The following is a 22,996-nucleotide window of genomic DNA, read 5'->3' on the forward strand; positions in this document are numbered from 1 at the left end:
GTGAAAAGGATCACAATTCAATTAATTGCATATTGTTAAGCAATCATTATTGTGATCTTGTTTAGTCTCTCGTCTAAAGCGTGTACAATACTGCGCTTATTTCTACAATGCCTGAGGCAAATTTTGTGATCGAAAACTTGCGTAATATCGCCATCATCGCCCACGTTGACCATGGTAAAACAACTATCGTCGATAAATTACTACAGCAATCTGGTACGTTCGGTGAACGTGAAACCGTAGCTGAGCGCGTGATGGACTCAAATGATCTCGAAAGAGAGCGCGGAATTACTATTCTTGCGAAAAATACAGCGATTAAATGGAATGACTATCGTATTAATATCGTAGATACCCCAGGACACGCCGACTTCGGTGGTGAGGTAGAACGCGTTATGTCTATGGTAGACAGCGTTCTATTGCTGGTTGACGCGATGGATGGCCCAATGCCACAAACGCGTTTTGTGACACAAAAAGCGTTTGCTAACAATTTAAAACCAATTGTTGTTATCAATAAAGTTGACCGCCCTGGTGCGCGTCCAGACTGGGTTGTTGATCAGGTATTTGACCTGTTCGTAAACTTAGGTGCAACTGACGAACAACTTGATTTCCCAATTATCTATGCATCTGCATTAAATGGTATTGCGGGAACAGATTACAATGACATGGCTGAAGATATGACCCCGTTATATGAAGCTATTGTCAAATATGTAGAGCCACCAAAAGTGGATCTGGAAGGTACATTCCAGATGCAAATTTCTCAGTTGGACTACAACAACTACCTAGGTGTTATCGGTATTGGTCGTATTAAGCGTGGTAAGGTTAAACCTAACCAACAAGTGACTATCATTGACAGCGAAGGTAATACCCGTAACGGCAAAGTCGGTAAAGTTTTAGGTCATTTAGGTTTAGAACGTATCGAAGTTGATGTTGCTGAAGCTGGCGATATCATCGCAATCACAGGTTTAGGTGAACTGAATATCTCTGATACGATTTGTGAAGTGGGTGCTGTTGAAGCGCTACCTGCATTAGCCGTTGATGAACCAACTGTTAGCATGTATTTCTGTGTTAATACTTCACCTTTCTGTGGACGTGAAGGTAAATTCGTGACTTCTCGTCAGATTTTAGATCGTCTGAAAAAAGAGTTAGTCCATAACGTTGCATTACGTGTAGAAGAAACTGAAGATCCAGATGCATTCCGTGTATCAGGTCGTGGTGAGCTTCACCTGTCAGTTCTGATTGAAAATATGCGTCGTGAAGGTTACGAATTAGGGGTATCTCGTCCTAAAGTTATCTTCCGTGATATCGACGGTCGTAAACAAGAGCCTTTCGAACAAGTCACTATCGACATTGAAGAACAACACCAAGGTGATGTGATGCAAGCGATGGGTGAACGTAAAGGTGAAATGCGTGATATGCAACCAGATGGTAAAGGACGTGTACGTTTAGACTACATTATTCCTAGCCGTGGTCTGATTGGTTTCCGTACTGAATTTATGACCATGACATCAGGTACTGGTTTACTGTATGCAACATTCAGTCATTATGACGATGTTCGTCCAGGCGAAATCGGTCGCCGTAATAACGGTGTGATGATCTCTAATGGCCAAGGTAAAGCTGTTGCTTACGCACTGTATAGTTTACAAGACCGCGGTAAATTATTTGTAACTCATGGTGCAGAAGTTTATGAAGGCCAAGTGATTGGTATTCATACTCGTTCTAATGACTTAACAGTAAACTGCTTAACGGGTAAAAAGCTGACTAACATGCGTGCTTCTGGTACGGATGAAGCAACAACGCTGACGCCACATATAAAGCAAACGTTAGAACAAGCATTAGAATTTATTGATGACGATGAGTTAGTTGAAGTCACTCCGCAGTCTATCCGTCTGCGTAAGCGTTATCTGTCAGAAAATGATCGTCGTCGTGCTTACCGTAGCAAAGACTAATTCGTTATTCTGATAACCTAATTCTTAGGGCGCGTCAGCGCCCTGAGTTTATACTCGTCATATTTTAAGTTACTGGAGTGTTGGCTACGTTCATCTAGCGAACAACATAGTTTATCGATGTTCCTCACCTATCTGTGATTTAAATTATTTAGAGTTTATATATAAGACGAATGCGGTGGGTAATTTGTCACCGCATAAGTTTTTCTCTTTTTCCTGCTTATCGTTTATCCCTCGGTTTATTTTTACAACTAAAGTACTGTTTAGCTTGTTACTGATGTTTTGAGAGTTTCTTTTACTTATTGGTATCTTTTTAACATATTGTATTTTTTTAATGTTTATTCGTGGGTTGCTGTATATTTTATGTTGATTGATGCACTGAAATTGACGGTGATTGTCCTTAAATTAGATAGCTAAAAACCTAACTTCTTTATCACTTGAAAATAAGTGGCTTACTTTATCTAATGCGAAAAAAAGATAATGACTAAGTGTACTAATCACTTCAAGTTTCCCTAAATCCATTTCATATTTAAATATTTCTACGCTTAGTACCATTTTTCCTACTCTATTATTCAGGTTTTTGGGATTGCTTAAAAATTAAGTGTGATTATTGTACTTTTTTAACGTTTAAGCCTGTTCAGTAAAGCGATTTATGATTAAAGTAAAATGAGTTTTCTATTATGGAGAGGATTTATGCTTTATATCTTTGATATGGGTAATGTGATTATTGATATCGATTTTAACCGAGTATTCGCAGTATGGAGTAAGCTTAGCGGTGTTCCACTTGCAAGCATAAAAAAGAACTTTACAGCAGGCGAAGTTTTTAAATTACATGAACGCGGTAATATTACAGATATCGAATTTGCTGAAGAAATTAACTCAGAACTTGGCATGAGCTTAAGCTTTGAGCAATTCGCTGAAGGATGGCAGGCTATTTTTATCGCAGTACGACCTGAAGTCATTGATATAATGAATAAATTAAGAGAGCAAGGGCATCGGGTTGTGGTGTTATCAAATACGAATCGCTTGCATCAAGATTACTGGCCTGAACACTATCCTGAAATTGCGGCTTCTGCTGACTTTCTCTATTTGTCGCAAGATCTTGGTATGAGAAAACCAGATCCTGAACTCTTTAAGTATGTTTTAGAATCTGAAGATGTTGAAGCACAAAATGCTGTTTTTTTTGATGATCTACAAATTAATGTTGATGCCGCTCTTTCGGTTGGCATGAATGCAGTACACGTAATTGATAAAAATACCATTATCGAGTATTTCAAAGATTACGATTTTACTCTCCCAGTAGAAGAATAATGCTATCGTAAGGATAACAATGAATTGAATTTGTTATCCTTTTTTATTGATTTATTTCGGAGAGAGTATGATCGCGTTAATTCAACGAGTAACACAAGCAAAAGTGGATATTGCTGGTGGAACAGTCGGCGCTATTAATCAAGGCTTATTAGTTCTATTAGGTGTAGAGAAAGACGATAACGAACAAAAAGCGAAAAGGTTATGTGAAAAAGTCTGTGGTTATCGCATATTCAGTGATGAAGACGACAAAATGAACCTGAATGTGAAACAAGCTGGGGGAAGTTTGCTCGTTGTTTCTCAATTTACACTTGCTGCAGAAACACAAAAAGGTATGCGCCCAGGATTTTCGAATGGTGCTTCTCCAGAATTAGCGAAAAATCTCTATCACTACTTTATTGAACAATGTCAGCAACAAGGTTTAGAAACACAAACAGGCCAATTTGCTGCTGATATGCAAATCACACTGACTAATGACGGACCTGTCACATTCTGGTTACAGGTGTAGTGTTAAATAGTCAGTGATGTTAAGAGGAGCTCAGATATGTACCATTTACGAACCCCAAAAACAGAGGCGGAATTCGATGCTTATTATGCTTTTCGCTGGGAAATGCTTCGTAAACCTCTACATCAACCTGAAGGCTCTGAAAAAGACGGTTATGATACCCTTGCTCATCATCAAATGGTTGTCGATGAAACCGGGCAACCTGTTGCAATTGGGCGACTTTATATTAATGCGGATAATGAAGGTGCTATCCGCTTTATGGCGGTACGTACAGATGCACAAGGTAAAGGCTTAGGAACTCTTGTTGCAATGGCATTAGAGTCATTGGCTCGTCAAGAAGGTATAAAACGGATAGTGTGTAGTGCAAGAGAAGAGTCTGTCAACTTTTTTGAGAAGTTAGGTTATGAAAACTGTGGTCTAGTTACAGGCCCACAAACCACACCCATTAAACACTTCTTTATGAAAAAAAGTATTGAGTCTTTAGATGATATTCTTCATCGACCAGACTGGTGTGCTGAATTACAAAAACAGTGGCACCAACATATCCCTTTAAGTGAAAAAATGGGATTACGTATTACTCAATACACGGGAACACGTTTTTATACCACTATTCCCGAAGCTGGAAATCAAAATCCTCATCACACTATTTTTGCAGGTAGTCAATTTTCACTTGCTACCTTAACAGGTTGGGGATTGATTTGGTTATTAATGCAAGAGCACAAATTACAAGGTGATATTGTGTTAGTGGATGCTCATATTCGCTATCGAAAACCTGTTTCTGGACGTCCTGCCGCTGTTGCTGATATGGAAAATTTGAGTGGAGATTTAGGACGATTAGCGAAAGGGAGTAAAGCGCGTATTAAACTAGACGTTGATATTTGTGGTGATGAAGGTGTAGGTGCTGTCTTTAGCGGGACTTATATTGTGTTACCTTCACAAAAAGAACAGTGCTAAATATCATGATATTAACTTATTGAAATAAATTTTTTAATAAGTTAATACTCCTTTTCTATTGTTTTTTTGACATTCAGGTAGAGAGATAAAAGACTGTGCTTTAATGCTTATTTTATAGAGTTTCTATCGCTATCCAATTGATGTATATTTCGCAGTTTACGGAGGGAAGCATGGACACCAATTTATCTACTCGTCTTAATAAATATATCAGTGAAAGCGGGATCTGCTCACGTCGAGAAGCTGACCGTTATATTGAGCAAGGACTTGTCCTTATTAATGGTAAACGAGCCGGTATTGGCTCACAAGTATTTGCTGGCGATGAAGTCAAAGTCAATGGTCGATTAATTGAAGCACAGGATAACTCTGAGCTTGTTTTAATCGCGCTGAATAAACCTGTGGGTATTGTGAGTACTACAGATGATGGCGAAAAAGATAATATTGTTGACTATGTTAACCACAGTACCCGAGTTTTTCCTATTGGGCGCTTAGATAAAGATTCTCAAGGGCTAATTTTATTGACTAACCATGGTGATTTAGTCAATAAAATCTTACGTGCAGGTAACTCTCATGAAAAAGAGTACCTTGTGACAGTAAATAAACCGATTACAGATGAATTTATTCATGGAATGGGTGCTGGCGTACCTATCATGGGGCAAAAAACGAAGAAATGTAAGGTGAAAAAAGAGGCGCCAATGGTGTTTCGTATTACCTTAGTTCAAGGTTTAAATCGCCAAATTCGTCGTATGTGCGAATATTTTGGTTATGAAGTCACTAAGCTTGAACGCGTTCGTATTATGAATGTGAGTTTATCAGGATTACCGGTTGGTGAATGGCGTGATCTGACCGATGACGAACTGATCACTTTATTTGAAGCGATTGAGAAATCAACGTCTGAAGCACCACCAAAAGCTAAGCAGAATAAACCGAAAAAACAAATCAGTAGTAATGCAAAAGCGCTGGGTATTTATATTCCTGAAACAAAAAACAAAGAATCAGAAAATAATGCACGTAAGCGCTTTGTTCAGCCAGGCCGAAAAAAGAAAAAGCGTTAATTTCATCTTTGTAGATGCGAGAAAAACAAAAAAACACCTGAAAGGGTGTTTTTTGTTTGCTCTATTTATGCATCGATAATACTAGTCTAAATTCAACTCATCTAATTTATTTTGACGACGTTCAAGCACAATCGCAGCAAGTTCGGCATTCATAACGCGTTCAATTAAAGTGTCATAGTCTTCTTTCGATAGGCAATAGAACAATGGAGTTTCGTGGTCATCACACACAAGCAGTGTGCTGTTATCTTCAAGTGCAGTTAAAGGAGATTGTTGAAACGTATTTAAAGATATTTTTTCAGGGGAAAAATCTTCGTCAGACATGAAAACTCCACAATAAAGAAAAGGGTAATGACGCATTGTAACGCTTTTTATTAAGGGAGCAATCCGTGCTCCTGCGAAAGATCAAGATTATAGGTGATTAATTATTTCGCCGTTTTGTATTACTGAGTTGAGTATTTGTTGCTCACCGTTACTTCCAGTTAATGTACCATTAAGTGTTGATACCACGGAGTTTGCACGTAAATCACCTTTCAATTTTAGTGTAAATTGACCTATTTCGTCAGAGTAGGTTGTTTTTAAACCTAATGTATATGGTGTTGATAATGGGACATTCAGTCCATTAGCAATCAGTGAGAATTGGCGTTGTTGGCTAGATTGCACTAAACCCGCTGAGCCTCGCACAATGCCATCACCAATAAAGGCCGAATATTGCTCAACAATTGCGTTATCCTGCTGAGTGACAATGTTTAAATCAGGGCGACGTAATTCAATACGATTTAATGTTCCACTATCTGCATTTAATCTTGCTGAGCCTTGCCATAATCCCCATTCACCTTCTTTTGCAATTATTAAATTTTGCAGTTTTCCTGTTAATCCTGTGAATTGGAAAGGAAATTCTGGTGTGATATCAATTAAAATTGATTGGTTTATGGATAACTGTTCGATAGTTATATTTTTAATATCATAGCTGTCGTCAATTGGTTTAGCTAGAAAAACGAGCCAATTTTCAGGAAGGGTATATAAAAGGCCTGAAAGCGTCGCTTCGTGAATAGAAATGGTTTTATTGTCTTTATTCCAATTACCAGCAAGTTTAATTAGGCCTTTTTCATAACGTAAACTAAGGTTATCGAGATTGAGCTGATTATTTTGTTGATTCAGTTTTGCGATAAGATCAGTGAAATGTTCATCTTGAAAAACAATGTCATTTGCGTTGAGTTCACCTGTTGTGAATGCAAGGTTTTTACCCCAGTTAAATTGAGAGAATTGCCCATCAAAGCCACTCACAGCCCATTGTTTTCCTTCTGCCGTAAAATCAACAATATTAAGTGCTCTTATGCTAATACGAGGATATTCAGAAATTGATTGCATTAAATCACTGAAGGTTTGAGACGATTGCCAGCGTAAGCCGTTCATATAGACGTCATCAAGTTTCCATTGATTATCTTGATACTGACCACTTAATGATAGTGAACCATTGAGTAAACGCGTTCCCAATTTTTCTATTTGAATATGATTGGGTTGATATTGACCAGAAATGATAAAGTTACTGAATTCATTATTATTTATCATGCCATTAGCAATAGAAAATTGGAAATGACCAGCGCCAATAAAATCTGTTGAGGTTGGTACCCAAGGCGTAATACCACCAGTGACTTTTTGGGCTTCAAAAGAAAAATTGGTTTGAGTACCGTTTAACGCCATATTTTTAAATTGCAGAATATCAGCACTTAACGGCATCGAAGTGGTTTTATTAGTAAATTCAATATTGCCATTTTCTAATGTGATTTTTTGAAGGTGAGAAGGCGCGGTAAAAAATTGCCAATCAAATCGAATTTGCGCTGATTTTGCAGATACGGTTGTTTTGTCTTGTTTAGGATTAACGAAAAGGTCATAAACAATAATTTGTTCTGGTTGCGCAAGGTCATGCTCAATGCCGGAGAAGCGAATATCATAGTCAGTATATTGTGTTAGCCATTCGCTTGTTTTTTGTGCGCCCCACTGAGTTTGGATGAAAGCATAAATTATAATAATAAATAAAATCACGATAAGTATCAGAGATACCAAACTTTTCATCAACCAGCGCATAACCCTTCTCCCGTAGTTTTATACTCCATCAAAACATTATACAGTTATGCCTGAAAACTGAGCGATGCTCAAGCTTTCATCTAATAAATCAAAGAGTCTTAACCTACTTATTAATGAGATAAGATATTTTGTTTATCAAATTCTGTGAGTTTGGAAATTTATCTAATTGGTTTCTTACTTCTTCTAATATATTTATCGTCGTTTGAAAATACTGTTTTTCTGTATTATTTAGATCCTTGTTTTTTAATTTATTATTGTAATTAATTAATTGGGAAATCAATTCATTAGGTTCTAGACTTCCTGAACGATAAATATCATAAAAATTAGGTGTGATGCGAATCTGGTTTTGTAAGTAATCAAATGAATATTGAAGAGCATCCGATTTGTCTTTGTTTTGGGGCTGGTTTAAGTGTGGATTCGCCAAAAAAGTATTTAGATCTTTTTGCATATGTTCTAGATTAAATTCAGCGACTGATTTATTACCTAAATATGCAAATTTATGGTTGGTGTTAAATAATGAAAGAATGGAATCTTTAAGATAAGTAAAAAACTGACCAAGCGTTTTTATATGGTAATTTGCAGTAGAAGGATGTGTTTTGAGAAATTGCAGAGCTTTATTGTTGACAATATTGAATGAGGTTGGCATCTCTTTTCCTTTTATCATCAGTTAAATCATAAGTATTAATTACTGCAACAGAAAGGAAAATGCTTGTATAAAAACACCCATCACTTTGAATTTGAAGATAAAGCGTTATTTCTTAATCGGAGAAATAACGCTTTATAGACTGATTTTCTAATTATTTTTCTGGTGGAAAAATCAGATTTAAAATAATGGCTGTTAAACCACCCGCGGCAATACCTGATGAGAGTAAAGTTTTTAACCAATCAGGTGCAAACTGTAATATTTGAGGTTGTTGTGAAACGCCTAATCCCACAGCAAGTGAAATCGCAAGGATCATAATTGCTCGGCGATTTAATGCTTCTTTAGAAACGATACGTACACCAGATGCGGCAATCGTACCGAACATGACTAATGTTGCCCCACCCAATACAGGCTCAGGAATTCGTTGCACAAATTCCGCAACGAATGGAAATAAGCCTAAAATAACAAGCATTGCTGCTACAACATAACCTACATAACGACTAGCAACGCCTGTTAATTGAATTACACCATTATTTTGACCAAAGCAAGAGTTTGGGAAGGTATTGAAAAATGCTGAAACCATGGAGTTAATTCCATTAGCTAATACACCCCCTTTGATGCGCTTCATATATAAGGGACCACTGACGGGCTGCTCTGAAACATCAGAAGTTGCCGTGATATCACCAATGGTTTCTAGCGAAGTGATCATAAACACCAGCATTAAAGGAATAAGTAAATTCCAATCAAATGATAGGCCATAATAAAATGGCTCAGGGATCGTGATCAGCGGTGTTTCTTGATGTTCTGCGGGTGTGGGTAACATATCTAAAGCCCAAGCAAGAACATAACCCACTGCCATTGCAATAACTAAAGAGGCAACGCGTAAATAAGGGTTTTTTTGTCGGTTTAGTAAAATAATGACGATAAGTACAGAGCCTGCTAACAATAAGTTCTGTGGTGAGCCAAAAGTATTATTTTCGATAGCAGCATAACCGCCACCTATAGACGTTAATCCGACTTGAATTAATGATAGACCAATAATCATCACGACTACACCTGAAACTAAAGGCGTAATGATACGTCTTGCTAGGTGAAGTACGCGTGAAAGGACGATTTCTGTTAATGAGGCGATCATTAAGGTTCCAAAAAGGGCTGCCATCATTGTTGGAATATCGGCACCGCCATTTTTAAGAGCTAAGCCCCCCATGATTAAAGGCGCAACAAAGTTAAAACTAGTTCCTTGGATCGATAATAATCCTGAACCAATTGGCCCCCACGCACGAATTTGTATTAAAGAGGCAATACCTGATGCAAATAAAGACATACTAATAATGCGTTGGGTATCGTGTGCCGGTAGTCCTAATGCTTGGCAAATTAAAATTGCGGGAGTAATAACTGCGACAAACATGGCTAAAAGGTGCTGACATGCGGCAAAAAGCGTTTGAGCTAATGGCGGTTTTTCTTCTAAAGCAAAAAGAAGCTCGCTATTTTTTTTAACTGAAACATCACTATCTTTAGGCAATTTTTGATTTTCTGAAGTAACCATGGTGTGAATTTCTTATTCGACAAAAACGGTATTTTAATGATCTGCGCCACAAAAGCAATCGTTTGCGTGAAAATGATGTTATCAAAATGCATAAGAGGCGCTCACATTTTTATATGTTTTAACTTGTGTTTGTCTCCGTTTTTTTTTCTAATCGGGGATACCTGCTTTTGGCGTTGTTTATGGATGAACTTAGCGTCGTAGTATTTTTATATAAAATTAACAAATAAGACGGGGTACATAAATGTATCATCTTGATGTTTATGGCACGCTGGTTGCGGCCACTTTGGTTCTCTTGATCGGACGTAAGTTAGTGAAATCTGTTCCTTTTTTAGAACGGTATACGATCCCAGAACCTGTTGCAGGTGGGCTACTTGTTGCAGTTCTTCTATTAGCATTCAAATCTTTTATGGATTGGGAAGTGAGTTTTGATCTGTCACTTAAAGATCCATTAATGCTAGCCTTCTTTGCAACAATCGGGTTAAACGCAAATCTCGCGAGCTTAAAGGCCGGAGGAAAAGCGCTTTTTATTTTCGTCTTTGTCGTTGTTGGGTTGTTGTTAGTACAAAATACCGTTGGTATCGCGCTAGCAAAAATGTTAGGTCTTGATCCATTAATGGGATTACTTGCAGGCTCGATTACATTATCGGGTGGTCATGGTACAGGAGCGGCTTGGGGTAAAACGTTTGTTGAAAACTATGGCTTCATGAGTGCATCTGAAGTAGCGATGGCGTGTGCAACCTTTGGTTTAGTTTTGGGAGGATTGATTGGTGGCCCTGTTGCGCGCTACTTAATCAAAAATATTCCAACGCCAGGATTAGGCGCTGACGACCATGAAATGCCAACAGCGTTTGAGAAACCCACTACAGGCAGAATGATCACGTCAATGGTCTTGTTAGAAACCATTGCGATGATCGCGATTTGTTTAATGGCGGGTACATTCCTTTCTCAATTATTAGAAGGTACTGCATTCTCATTACCGACCTTTGTGTGTGTCCTGTTTATCGGCGTTATTTTAAGTAATAGCCTGTCAATGCTTGGTTTCTATCGTGTTTTTGATAGAGCTGTGTCCGTTTTAGGTAACGTAAGTTTATCGTTATTCTTAGCGATGGCATTAATGAGCTTGAAATTATGGGAGCTTGCATCTCTGGCGATACCTATGTTGGTTATCCTTGGCGTTCAAGCGGGTGTCATGGCGCTATACGCTATTTTTGTGACATTCCGAGTAATGGGTAAAAATTACGATGCGGCGGTTTTAGCTGCGGGTCACTGTGGTTTTGGTTTAGGGGCAACACCAACGGCAATTGCCAATATGCAAGCCGTTACGGATCGTTTTGGGCCTTCTCATCTAGCGTTCTTAGTCGTACCAATGGTTGGTGCGTTCTTTATTGATATTGTGAATGCAATAGTGATCAAGCTGTATCTACTATTGCCATTCTTTACACCTATAGCAGGATAGTTTTACCGTTATCACTGAAGAAGTATCTCTGTATTAAATAGCACCCCATTGTTGGTTTTCAGCATTGGGGTGTTTTTTTATGGGATGTTCTATTTCAATATCACGCTGAATCGAGTTTAACGGCATGTTAAGGCGATGCAAAGAATGATCTTATGCTTGGCTATACTGTGTTTTAGTCGGTAACCAGCGTTCGATTAAGGCTTGTGAATGCTTAGGGTAATGTTCATGTAGGTAACGTGCAATACGTTGTACTTCAGGAATGAGTCCCTGATCGCGTAATAAATCAGCCACTTTAAATTGTACATTACCTGTTTGCTTAGTACCTAGAAGCTCACCAGGGCCACGAATTTCGAGATCTTTTTGTGCAATGACAAAGCCATCATTGCTGTCTCTTAATACCTGTAATCGTAAACGAGCGGTCTGCGTTAAGGGGGTTTTATAAAGTAAAACACAATGAGAGGCAATCGCACCACGGCCAACACGACCACGTAGTTGATGTAATTGCGCAAGACCTAATCTTTCAGGGTTATCAATAATCATCAAACTGGCGTTAGGTACATCGACACCAACTTCAATAACAGTTGTTGCAACGAGGAGGTGTAATTCATTTTCTTTAAATGCCGCCATTACAGCTTGTTTCTCTGTGGGCTTCATTCGCCCATGTACCAATCCTACTTTGATTTCAGGGAGTGCTATTGTTAGTTCATCATAGATAACTTGGGCTGCTTGCGCTTCAAGCACTTCAGAATCTTCAATTAGGGTGCATACCCAATAGGCTTGTCGATTCTCTTCTGTGCAAGCCAGTCTGATGCGTTCAATAATGTCATTACGGCGAGTATCAGGGATAGCGACAGTAGTAACAGGCGTACGCCCCGGCGGTAATTCGTCGATGATAGACGTATCCATATCGGCATAAGCGGTCATCGCTAAGGTACGTGGGATCGGGGTTGCTGTCATTACTAATTGGTGAGGATGAAAGCCTTGCTCTTCACCTTTTTTCCATAAAGCGAGACGTTGGTGTACTCCAAAACGGTGTTGTTCATCAATAATCACTAGGGCTAGAGAGTGAAATTTAACTTGTTCTTGGAAAATCGCATGTGTTCCAATAATGATCGATACTTCACCATTCGCAATGGCATTTTGCTGTGTTTCGCGGGCTTTCCCTTTCTGTTTTCCTGCTAGCCAACCTACTTGGATACCAAAAGGCTCAAACCATTTTCTAAAGGTTAATGCATGTTGCTCTGCTAACAATTCTGTTGGTGCCATTAAAGCCACTTGCTTACCATTAGCAATAGCACGTAACGCACTTAATGCGGCAACTAGCGTTTTACCTGAGCCTACATCTCCTTGGATCAATCGCATCATTGGATAGTCTTTTTCTAAATCTGTTTCTATCTCATTGACGACACGTTGTTGTGCATTAGTCGGGGTAAAGGGGAGAGAGGCGAGAAATTGCTGACGTAATGTTGATGTATATGGCATAAACAATGGCTCTGCACGATAAGATTGTGCACCAGCTCTTGCATTGAGCATACCTAGATTGTGAGCTAGCAATTCTTCAATAATTAGCCTTTTTTGCGCAGGATGCTGTCCTTTCTCAAGTTCAGCAAAAGCGATATCAGGAGGCGGATTATGTAAAGTACGTAATGCTGTGGCTAGCGGGGGTAAACCATGAATAAATTGCTCAGGTAATAATTCGTTAATAGCACAGGTATCAAGTAATTCTAATGCTTGCTCTATTAATTTACGTAATGATGTTTGGCGTAAGCCTTCTGTCGTTGAATAGATGGGAGTGAGAGTTTCTTGCAGTTTAACTTCAGCACCAGCCACTTTAATTTTATATTCAGGATGAATAATTTCAGGGCCTCTACTTCCACGTTTAACCTCGCCATAGGCCGTGACTTGTTTACCTTGAGCAAGGTTATTTTTCATCGCCGCCGTAAAGTTAAAAAATCGGAGCGTTAAAATTCCTGAGCCATCAGAAATTTGGCAGGTCATCATTTTTCGTCGGCCAAAACTGACCTCGGTTCTTAAGATTTCACCTGAAACAGTCGCAGGAATACCGGGAAGGAGATCACTAATGGCATATAAATGTGTTTGATCTTCATAACGCAAAGGAAGGTGGAGTAATAAATCCTCAATAGTCACAAGCCCTATTTTTGCCAGCTTGTCTGCCTGACTTGCACCTACGCCGTGAAGAGTGGTTAAGGGGATTGCATCAAGCAGTTTTCCTTTCATGGGATCAATACTCCGTCTTTTTTAATTTCCTAAGTTGTTTTTGTGTCATTTGCATTTCAGCCCACCATGAGTCAGGTGCTTCTATTTCACCACGATCATTAATGTATGGGCGAGGCAGGCCTTTTCGGCGAGAAACTTCAGCCAATACTGGGTATCCACCTTCAAATAGCAGAATTTGTTGTTGTTCTTTTGTCAGGGCGCTCTCTGTTCGATTATACATACCCGCGGCCTGGCGTTGTCGTTGTGCTTCATACAAAATTAAAGCACTGGCAACCGAAACATTCAGTGATTGCACCATACCCATCATAGGAACAATGATATCTTGATCGGCAAGTGCGATAGCATCTTGTGAGATACCTGTTTTTTCCTGTCCCATAATAATACAAGTTGGGCGAGTGTAATCAATCTCGCGGAAATCGACAGCTTTATCTGAGAGATGTGTCGCAAGAACTTGCATACCTTGAGTACGAAAGACATTCACGGCATCAGTGATTGAAGGGTGCGTTTCGACATTTACCCAACTGTTACTTCCTGCTGCGGGGGAGATGAGCATTCGCATTTTTTCTTCAGGCCAAATAGCATGAATTTTAGGAATACCCACGGCATCAGCTGTTCTTATGACTGCTGCCACATTATGGGATTTATGCACTTCTTCAAGGCAAACTGTCAGGTCGGGTTGCCGCATTGCCATCATTTGGCAGATGCGGGCATATCGAATTGAATTCATGATTAGTTTTTATTGCGACTAACACGCAGAACATCAGGCATGATGCGAAGTTTACGCATGATATTGGCTAATTGAATTCTGTCTTTCGCAGTTAAGCGAATAAAAGCACAATACACACGACCATCTTTTTCTTCTGTATTCATACTTTGAATACTTGAATTTGCATCATTGATTGCGGCGGTTAAGTTTGCTAATGCACCTTGATGGTTAATCATATCGACTTTGATTTCAGTAATGAAATCACTGTTGATCTCTTTATCCCATTCGACAGGCATGAATTTTTCAGGCTCTTTCTGATAACCACGAATATTACGACAAGATTCATGGTGAATAACCAAGCCTTTTCCTGGGCTAATATGTGCCACGATAGGATCACCTGGAATAGGACGACAACATTTAGCAAAGGAGATCAATACGCCATCGGCACCTTTAATTGGCAGTTTAGGTGTTTCATCATTAGTTGCATTTGTTTGTGCGTTATCATCTTGATTGTGGCTATCAATTAATAAATTACGCGCGACAACAACACTCATAGTGTTACCTAAACCAATCTCAGCCATTAAGTCATCAATGGAATGAAGCTTCATTCGCTTCAATTCACGCTCAATATTCTCGGCTGAAATATCAGTGAGCTTATGCTCACCTAGAGCATGATTCAATAAACGGCGGCCTAAATTAATGGAGTCTTCGCGTTTTAAATTTTTCAGTAGTTGGCGAATTTTAGAGCGGGCTCTTGAACTGACGACAAAGTTTAGCCAAGCCGCATTCGGTCTTGCACCTGGAGCCGTAATAATTTCAACGGTTTGTCCTGTGCGTAGCGATTGTGAAAGTGGATAAGGTTGTCTATCAACTCTTGCACCCACACACGCATGACCAATATCAGTGTGTACAGCATACGCAAAATCGACAGGCGTCGCCCCCGTTGGTAATTCAACAATGCGACCTTCTGGGGTGAAAACGTAGATTTCATCAGGAAAAAGGTCTGATTTTACGTTTTCGATAAATTCAAATGAGCTACCTGCGCTTTGTTGCAATTCAAGTAGACTTTGCATCCAGCGTTGAGCTCTTACTTGTGCGGTTGTACCCGGTTGTTCACCTTGCTCTTTATAAGCCCAATGTGCTGCAACCCCCATTTCAGCCATTTGATCCATATCTTCAGTGCGAATTTGCACTTCAACTGGCACACCATGTGGGCCAATAAGTGATGTATGAAGAGATTGATAGCCGTTAGCTTTAGGGATAGCAATATAGTCTTTAACTCGCCCCGGACGTGGTTTATAAAGACTGTGCATTTGACCTAATACGCGATAACAGGTATCGACTTCTTTCACGATAACGCGAAAGGCATAGATATCCATAATCGAGTGAAAACGTTGCTCTTTTAGCAACATTTTGCGATAGATAGAGTAGAGGTGTTTTTCGCGACCGTTAACTTTGCATTCGATATGTGCTTCTGTCAGGCGACCTTCAATTTCAGAGAGGATTTTATTAATCATCTCTTTTCGGTTACCTCGAGCAGCCTTAACGACTTCTTTTATCACTCGGTAACGATTAGGGTGTAGCGCCTCGAAACCCAGTTCTTCAAGCTCTGTCTTGATATGATGTATACCTAAACGATGTGCCAGAGGGCTATAGATTTCGAGTGTTTCGCGAGCAATACGGCGACGTTTATCTGGGCGCAATGAACCCAGAGTGCGCATATTGTGAGTTCGGTCTGCCAGTTTGATTAAAATGACGCGGATATCTTTTACCATCGCCATAATCATTTTACGAAAGTTTTCAGCCTGAGCCTCTTTTTTGTCTCTAAACTTTAATTTATCCAGTTTAGAAACACCTTCAACAAGATCGGCCACTGTACTACCAAAAAGAGTTTCGATATCTTGAAAGGTTGCAGGCGTATCTTCGATAACATCATGCAACAACGCCGCCATCAGCGTTTGGTGGTCTAATCGCATATCTGCGAGAATACACGCAACCGCAACAGGGTGAGTAATATAAGGCTCACCACTTGAACGAGTTTGTCCCTCGTGGGCATTTCGGGCGACGATAAAGGCTTTTTTAAGTTGTTCAACTTGCTCTGATGGCAAGTATTTTTGAACGATTTGATTCAGGCTTTCAAACAGGTACAAGGCAGACCTACCCCTATTTTATAAAACGATTAACGACGACCTTCCGCAATCGCTGAAACAGCTTGTAATTCTGCTGCTTCTTGCTCTTGCTGCTCTTGACGTTCACGAGCATCAAGAATTTTACCGTTAATCAGGCCTTCTTCAATTTCACGTAGCGCGACAACAGTCATTTTATCATTTTCTTCTGGAACTAAAGGATCTTTAGCGCCAACTTGTAACTGACGCGCACGACGTGCTGCGACCAGAACAAGGTCAAAACGGTTACCAATTTTTTCTACAGCGTCTTGAACGGTTACGCGTGCCATATTTGTGTTACTCCACCATTAACGAAATGACTGGGCATAATACTGAAAGTTAACTCAGTCTGCCAATAATTTGCTGATTAAATCACCATGTCGTAGCGTTTGACGATCAAGGCGTAATTTTTCGGAACGAATAATTGATTGTAAATCAGCAAGCGCAGTATTGAAATCATCATTAATCAGCAAATAATCATACTCATTAAAATGTTCCATTTCCGATACAGCTTGTGACATACGTTTTGTAATCACTTCTTCGCTATCTTGCCCACGTCCTCGAAGTCGGCGATAAAGCTCTTCTTTTGACGGTGGCAGAATAAAAATACTGCGAGCTTCAGGCATCGCTTTACGCACTTGTTGCGCACCTTGCCAATCAATATCTAAAAAGACATCAACGCCACTGGCTAAGATTTCTTTGATGACTTTGCCGGATGTACCGTAGTAGTTACCAAAAACACAAGCATGTTCGAGGAAATCCCCGCTATCTATCATGTTTTTGAATTCTTCTTCAGTAACAAAGAAGTAATGTTCACCATGGCTTTCTCCCGGTCGCATAGGGCGAGTCGTATGGGAGACGGAAACCTGCGTGTCATATAAAGGCTGTGTTTTTAACAGCGCTTGAATAAGACTTGATTTACCCGCACCGCTTGGAGCGGAAACAATATAAAGAGTTCCTTGGATCATGATGACTTTCTGAATTTGACTGGAGAATTAAGTATAAATACAAGTTTAGGGAGCAAATCCCCCATATAGTATACACATACAATGAATGACATACAGTGCCCATGTTTAATAGAGGGCTATTTTTTTCTTATTGTATTCTCTTTTTTAATTGGGAAAACAAGAGAAAAATTAAACTATGTCAATATTAACATATAATTAAGGGTGCAGTGATAGGAATTACCTTTTATCACAATAGCGAAAAGAGATTATATTTTGAGATACCCCACAGAATCAAAAATAACCGCTGTTGTTAAAACAGCGATTCGTTAATCTTGATTCTCGTAATTAAAGACAGGTAAGCCCAATTTATAACGAATAGCGAGAAGTCGAGCCGTCAATCCTGCAATAAGGGTAATGATGATAATGACGTCTCTTGGTAATGGTGTATAAAACAGTAATCCCATATAAAGCCATGCGGCGCCAAAAGCGATACCGGCATAAATTTCTTTTTGGAAAACCAGAGGAATGGTATTACAAAGCATATCCCTTAATACACCACCAAAAGCACCTGTAATCACCGCGGCAATCGCAGCAATAATTGGGCCATACTCCATATCGAGTGCAATTTGTGCGCCGATAATAGAGAAAACCATGAGACCAATGGCATCTAGGATAAGAAAGAGTCGCTGTAGATGTTTCATCATGGGAGCAACCCACATGGTGATAACAGCAGCACATGCAACAGTGACAATATATTCAGGATGCTTAACCCAACCTAGTGGGTAATGGCCGAGGAGAATATCTCTGACAGAGCCTCCACCAATGGCGGTTGCAGAGGCAATAATAATGACGCCAAAAACATCCATTTTACGACGACCAGCAGCAAGCGCACCGGTCATGGCTTCTGCAGTAATACCAATAATATAGAGAACACTAAGTAACATGATTTTTTAATTTTCTGACTATTTAGTGAGGATAGAGTAATTACCTTGCGAAAAAGTCTCGACTGAATTTTTTTAGTGCCAGGTAAAATTAATTAGTTTTTATAATGTGGAAATTTATTTCCCGATAAGGATAAATATGTCTTTTCAGGAACACCAGATTACATTCGATCGCCGTCATCATCAGTTAACTAATATAAATGTTTGGACGCCAGATAGCCAGTGGTTAGTCTATGATGTACGTCCCAATGGAGGATCTTTTACAGGTCTAACCATAGAAAAAATTCATGTGAAAACAAAACAGCAACAGATAATTTACACAGCCATGCAAGGGGCACACGTTGGTGTTGCTACTGTATGTCCAATAGAGCCTGTACGTTATGCCTTCATTCATGGCCCTGAAAACCCAGACGATGAATGGCATTATGATTTTCATCACCGTCGCGGTGTGATTGTGAATGAATCAGAGCAAAATCGTGCTTTTAATATCGATGCATGCTCTTTGACTCCCCCTTATCAAGCAGGGGCATTACGGGGTGGTACGCATGTTCATGTATTTAGCCCTGATGGTTCACGATTAAGCTTTACTTATAATGACCATATTATGCATGAACTGGGTTGCGAATATGATCAACGTAATGTCGCTGTCGCGGTACCATTAAAAGCAGTTAATGTTGCTAAAAAACACCCGCGTGAATATGACGGTGAATATTTTTGCACTGTGATAAGTCAAACTGTTGCTCATCCGAAAAAGGGAAGTGACGAAATTAATAAAGCTTATGAAGAGTGCTGGATTGGAACACAAGGCTACACTAAAGTTGATGGTTCACAACAGCGTTGGGCGATCGCTTTTATTGGCGATACGGTGAGTGAAGATGGCAAAAAAGTTTCTGATATTTTCTTAGTGGATTTACCGGATGATAATCATGCTTTCAGCATTGAAGGTGATAAACCACTGGCAGGAACCGACATAACAATGCCAGCTGTTGCTAAAGGTATTCACCAAGTCCGTCTAACAAACACAGCAAATAGAAAATATGCGGGTGTTTTAAATCAGCCTCGTCATTGGTTAAGAAGTTCACCTCAAGGTGATGCGATTGCTTTCTTAATGAAAGAGGGTAATGGTGTTGTACAGTTATATACCGTTTCGCCAAGTACGAAAGAAATAAAACAGATCACCTCGCAGGATTGGGATATTCAGTCAGCCTTTACATGGAATAGTAATGGACAATATCTCACTTTTATTTGCGATAACAGCGTGATGTTATGTAATGCAAAAACGGGTGAACTAACGCGATTAACAGAAAAAACAGCACAAGCACCAAGTAGTGATGCCGTTGTATTCTCTCCGGATGACCAATATATTGCATTTATGCGCGATGTTGATGGTTATCGCCAGATATTTACAGTCGAGACAGGGTTGTAAAGTGTCATAATATATTGAGAAGATATCTTCTCATTTAATAAAAAACCGGCATTGTGAAAGCAATGCCGGTTTGTGTTTTTTGAGGTTTACAACTTATTGTAAAACAGAAATATCTGCGACTTTTAAGAACAGTTCACGTAATTGGCTTAACATGGTTAAACGGTTGATACGAACCGCTTCGTCTTCATCCATTACCATAACTTTATCAAAAAAGTTATTGACCACATCACGTAATGAAGCCAGTTCAACTAATGCTTCTTGGTATTTGCGCTCGGCAAATAATGGTGCCAGTTTATCTTGTAATACAGAAAGATTAGCCGCTAATTGAACTTCTTCTGGTGCTTTTAAGACGGAAGCTAAAACAGTGTCATTCAGTTTTACGTTAGCAGATTTCGCTAAGATATTAGAAACCCGCTTATTTGCTTCTGCTAATGCGGAGGCTTCTTCTAATGTACGGAAATAAGTTACCGCTTTAACGCGAGCATTGAAGTCAGCTGGTTGTGTTGGGCGACGAGCTAATACAGCTTGAATAGTATCAATGCTGTAACCCAATTCTTGATACCAAGAACGGAAACGGCCTAACATAAATTCAACCACATCACTGACGACATTTTTGTTCGTCAGTTTATCACCGTAAAGGCGAACCGCTTCTTGCGTCAGCTCTTCAATATCCAACGGTAAATCTTGCTCAACGATAATGCGTAAGACACCCAGTGATGCACGACGTAAAGCAAACGGATCTTTATCCCCTTTTGGATGTTGACCGATGCCGAAAATACCTGCAAGGGTGTCCATCTTCTCTGCGATAGCGAGGGCGCTAGCAACAGGATTAGAAGGGAGTTCATCACCGGCAAAACGAGGCTGATATTGTTCTTTCAGTGCAACAGCAACGTCTTCGGCTTCACCATCATGACGTGCATAATGCATACCCATAACACCTTGGGTATCCGTGAACTCGAACACCATATTGGTCATTAAGTCACATTTTGACAGTAAACCCGCACGGGTTGCTTTATTAACATCAGCACCCATTTTATCTGCAATAAAGCCAGCTAATGCTTGAATACGGTCGGTTTTATCACGCAGTGTACCTAAGTCTTTTTGGAATAATACGGTTTCAAGACGTGGTAAGTTATCTTCTAAACGTTGTTTTCGGTCAGTTTTAAAGAAGAACTCTGCATCAGCTAAGCGAGGACGTACGACTTTTTCGTTACCACTAATGATCTGCTGTGGATCAGATGATTCAATGTTAGTGACGAAAATAAAGTTAGGTAATAATCCACCTTGTTTATCATAAACAGGGAAGTATTTTTGGTCACCTTTCATGGTGTAAACCAGTGCCTCAGCAGGAACGGCAAGGAATTTTTCCTCAAATTTTGCTGTTAACACAACTGGCCATTCAACCAATGAAGTGACTTCTTCCACTAAGCTATCGCTTAAATCTGCGATACCGCCCAGTTTTTCAGCGGCAAGACGAGCATCATGAAGAATAATGGATTTACGAGTTTCGTAATCAGCGATAACTTTTCCGCGCTCATAAAGAATTTCAGGATACTGATCTGCATTATCAATCGTAAATTCGGCTTCCCCCATAAAGCGGTGACCACGAATAACGCGATCGCTTTGGATACCTAAAATTTCACCATCAATAACAGTATCACCTAATAATAAGGTGACAGTATGAACAGGACGTACAAAGTGAGTATCTTTATCACCCCAGCGCATTAATTTTGGAATTGGTAATTTTGATAATGCAGTGCTTACCATGCCAATCAGCAATTGGTTAACTGCTTCACCTTTTACTTCTGCACGATAAAATAACCATTCGCCTTTATCTGTTGACAAGCGTTCTGCTTGGTCAACAGTAATGCCATTACCTCTTGCCCAACCTTCAGCTGCTTTGGTTGGTTTACCTTCAGCGTCAAAGGCTTGAGCAATTGCAGGACCACGTTTTTCAATGGTTCTATCTGCTTGTGATTTCGCCATATTAGCGACTTTAATGGCTAAACGGCGAGGTGCTGCAAACCAAGATACATCACCATGAGTGATATTGGCGTTGTCCAGCTCTGCAGTAAAATTAGCAGCAAAAGATTCAGCTAAAGAACGAAGCGCTTTCGGCGGTAATTCTTCCGTGCCGATTTCCACGAGGAAAGTCTCAGTTGTCATGATAGCCTCTTACTTTTTACACATAGGGAAACCAAGCGCTTCGCGAGAAGCATAATATGCTTCAGCAACTGCTTTGGTTAAAGTACGGATACGTAAAATATAACGTTGACGTTCTGTCACTGAAATCGCTTTACGTGCATCCAATAGATTAAAGGTGTGTCCTGCTTTTAAGATACGTTCATAGGCAGGTAAAGGCAGAGGTTTTTCTAACTCTAACAACTCGCGAGCTTCTTTTTCATATTGTTCAAAGCAAGAGAATAAGAAGTCGACATCAGCATATTCAAAGTTATAGGTTGATTGCTCAACTTCATTTTGATGATAGATATCGCCGTAAGTGGTTTTACCTAATGGGCCATCACACCAAACTAAATCATAGACGCTGTCTACGCCTTGAATATACATGGCAAGACGCTCTAAGCCGTAAGTAATTTCGCCCGTAACCGGTTTACACTCTAATCCACCCACTTGTTGGAAGTAGGTAAATTGCGTCACTTCCATGCCGTTGAGCCAAACTTCCCAGCCTAAGCCCCAAGCACCTAATGTTGGGTTTTCCCAGTTATCTTCCACAAAACGAATATCATGGATTGTTGGGTCTAAACCTAACTCTCTTAATGAGCCAAGATACAGTTCTTGAATGTTATCAGGTGATGGCTTAATGATAACTTGGAATTGGTAATAGTGCTGTAAACGGTTAGGGTTTTCACCGTAGCGTCCGTCAGTTGGGCGACGTGAAGGTTGTACATAAGCCGCCGCAATAGGTTCTGGCCCTAATGCTCGTAAACAAGTCATTGGGTGTGATGTACCTGCACCCACTTCCATATCTAATGGTTGGACAATGGTACAGCCCTGGCGAGCCCAGTAATCCTGTAGTGTCAGGATAAGACCTTGAAAGGTTTTGGTATCAAACTTTTGCATGTT

The 22,996-nt window shown here is 39.8% G+C and carries 19 protein-coding genes; 7 read left to right on the forward strand and 12 right to left on the reverse strand.

Annotated elements, in window-relative coordinates:
* Positions 1 to 107 precede the first annotated feature (107 nt).
* The 5 genes from typA to rluF all read left to right on the forward strand — a co-directional run bounded on the left by typA (position 108) and on the right by rluF (position 5,759).
* Positions 108 to 1,943 (forward strand): ribosome-dependent GTPase TypA, encoded by a 1,836-nt coding sequence (gene typA, locus GWJ05_RS10640; RefSeq protein WP_036933818.1) that lies wholly within the window; start codon positions 108 to 110, stop codon positions 1,941 to 1,943.
* A gap of 690 nt (positions 1,944 to 2,633) precedes the next feature.
* Positions 2,634 to 3,251, forward strand: a complete 618-nt coding sequence (gene yihX / locus GWJ05_RS10645) for a glucose-1-phosphatase (RefSeq protein WP_036933819.1) — start codon at positions 2,634 to 2,636, stop codon at positions 3,249 to 3,251.
* 67 nt (positions 3,252 to 3,318) lie between these two features.
* On the forward strand, positions 3,319 to 3,756 hold the full coding sequence (dtd, locus tag GWJ05_RS10650) for a D-aminoacyl-tRNA deacylase (RefSeq protein WP_036933821.1): 438 nt from the start codon (positions 3,319 to 3,321) through the stop codon (positions 3,754 to 3,756).
* A gap of 36 nt (positions 3,757 to 3,792) precedes the next feature.
* On the forward strand, positions 3,793 to 4,707 hold the full coding sequence (gene fabY / locus GWJ05_RS10655) for a fatty acid biosynthesis protein FabY (protein ID WP_036933823.1): 915 nt from the start codon (positions 3,793 to 3,795) through the stop codon (positions 4,705 to 4,707).
* Positions 4,708 to 4,877: 170 nt separating this feature from the next.
* On the forward strand, positions 4,878 to 5,759 hold the full coding sequence (gene rluF / locus GWJ05_RS10660) for a 23S rRNA pseudouridine(2604) synthase RluF (RefSeq protein WP_036933825.1): 882 nt from the start codon (positions 4,878 to 4,880) through the stop codon (positions 5,757 to 5,759).
* Positions 5,760 to 5,840: 81 nt separating this feature from the next.
* On the opposite strand, the gene GWJ05_RS10665 is transcribed toward rluF, so the two are convergent.
* The 4 genes from GWJ05_RS10665 to GWJ05_RS10680 form a co-directional block, all read right to left on the reverse strand.
* Positions 5,841 to 6,080 (reverse strand): hypothetical protein, encoded by a 240-nt coding sequence (locus GWJ05_RS10665; RefSeq protein WP_036933827.1) that lies wholly within the window; start codon positions 6,078 to 6,080, stop codon positions 5,841 to 5,843.
* Between the two features lie 87 nt (positions 6,081 to 6,167).
* Complete coding sequence (locus tag GWJ05_RS10670; protein WP_036933829.1) at positions 6,168 to 7,844, reverse strand: AsmA family protein; 1,677 nt, start codon at positions 7,842 to 7,844, stop codon at positions 6,168 to 6,170.
* Positions 7,845 to 7,947: 103 nt separating this feature from the next.
* Positions 7,948 to 8,508, reverse strand: a complete 561-nt coding sequence (locus tag GWJ05_RS10675; protein WP_123822447.1) for a hypothetical protein — start codon at positions 8,506 to 8,508, stop codon at positions 7,948 to 7,950.
* 133 nt (positions 8,509 to 8,641) lie between these two features.
* Positions 8,642 to 10,033, reverse strand: a complete 1,392-nt coding sequence (locus GWJ05_RS10680) for a uracil-xanthine permease family protein (protein ID WP_036933834.1) — start codon at positions 10,031 to 10,033, stop codon at positions 8,642 to 8,644.
* Between the two features lie 241 nt (positions 10,034 to 10,274).
* On the opposite strand from GWJ05_RS10680, the gene gltS reads away from it, so the two are divergent.
* Entirely contained in the window at positions 10,275 to 11,489 is a 1,215-nt protein-coding gene (gltS, locus tag GWJ05_RS10685; RefSeq protein WP_036933836.1) for a sodium/glutamate symporter, read from the forward strand.
* A gap of 150 nt (positions 11,490 to 11,639) precedes the next feature.
* On the opposite strand, the gene recG is transcribed toward gltS, so the two are convergent.
* From recG to GWJ05_RS10715, 6 genes are all read right to left on the reverse strand, one after another.
* Complete coding sequence (gene recG / locus GWJ05_RS10690) at positions 11,640 to 13,727, reverse strand: ATP-dependent DNA helicase RecG (RefSeq protein WP_036933838.1); 2,088 nt, start codon at positions 13,725 to 13,727, stop codon at positions 11,640 to 11,642.
* Between the two features lie 4 nt (positions 13,728 to 13,731).
* Positions 13,732 to 14,454, reverse strand: a complete 723-nt coding sequence (trmH, locus tag GWJ05_RS10695; RefSeq protein WP_036933840.1) for a tRNA (guanosine(18)-2'-O)-methyltransferase TrmH — start codon at positions 14,452 to 14,454, stop codon at positions 13,732 to 13,734.
* A 2-nt stretch (positions 14,455 to 14,456) separates the two neighbouring features.
* Positions 14,457 to 16,583 carry a bifunctional GTP diphosphokinase/guanosine-3',5'-bis pyrophosphate 3'-pyrophosphohydrolase gene (gene spoT / locus GWJ05_RS10700; protein ID WP_036933842.1) on the reverse strand — a complete coding sequence of 709 codons (2,127 nt, stop codon included), beginning with the start codon at positions 16,581 to 16,583 and terminating at the stop codon, positions 14,457 to 14,459.
* A gap of 29 nt (positions 16,584 to 16,612) precedes the next feature.
* Positions 16,613 to 16,888, reverse strand: a complete 276-nt coding sequence (gene rpoZ, locus GWJ05_RS10705; RefSeq protein ID WP_006534607.1) for a DNA-directed RNA polymerase subunit omega — start codon at positions 16,886 to 16,888, stop codon at positions 16,613 to 16,615.
* 54 nt (positions 16,889 to 16,942) lie between these two features.
* On the reverse strand, positions 16,943 to 17,566 hold the full coding sequence (gmk, locus tag GWJ05_RS10710; protein WP_036933844.1) for a guanylate kinase: 624 nt from the start codon (positions 17,564 to 17,566) through the stop codon (positions 16,943 to 16,945).
* A gap of 305 nt (positions 17,567 to 17,871) precedes the next feature.
* The gene (locus GWJ05_RS10715) at positions 17,872 to 18,489 is read right to left on the reverse strand and encodes a trimeric intracellular cation channel family protein (protein ID WP_006534609.1); all 618 of its coding nucleotides are present in this window, start codon (positions 18,487 to 18,489) and stop codon (positions 17,872 to 17,874) included.
* Between the two features lie 136 nt (positions 18,490 to 18,625).
* Here GWJ05_RS10715 and GWJ05_RS10720 point away from each other — a divergent pair, with 136 nt between their 5' ends.
* Positions 18,626 to 19,912, forward strand: a complete 1,287-nt coding sequence (locus GWJ05_RS10720; protein ID WP_161681405.1) for a DUF3748 domain-containing protein — start codon at positions 18,626 to 18,628, stop codon at positions 19,910 to 19,912.
* 93 nt (positions 19,913 to 20,005) lie between these two features.
* Here the strand turns inward: GWJ05_RS10720 and glyS are convergent, their stop codons facing one another.
* Both glyS and glyQ read right to left on the reverse strand, forming a co-directional pair.
* Entirely contained in the window at positions 20,006 to 22,078 is a 2,073-nt protein-coding gene (glyS, locus tag GWJ05_RS10725) for a glycine--tRNA ligase subunit beta (protein ID WP_087803699.1), read from the reverse strand.
* Positions 22,079 to 22,087: 9 nt separating this feature from the next.
* The gene (gene glyQ / locus GWJ05_RS10730; protein WP_004246832.1) at positions 22,088 to 22,993 is read right to left on the reverse strand and encodes a glycine--tRNA ligase subunit alpha; all 906 of its coding nucleotides are present in this window, start codon (positions 22,991 to 22,993) and stop codon (positions 22,088 to 22,090) included.
* Between the last annotated feature and the right edge of the window lie 3 nt (positions 22,994 to 22,996).

Origin of the sequence: Proteus sp. G2626, assembly GCF_009915985.1 — a bacterium.
GTDB lineage: Bacteria > Pseudomonadota > Gammaproteobacteria > Enterobacterales > Enterobacteriaceae > Proteus > Proteus vulgaris.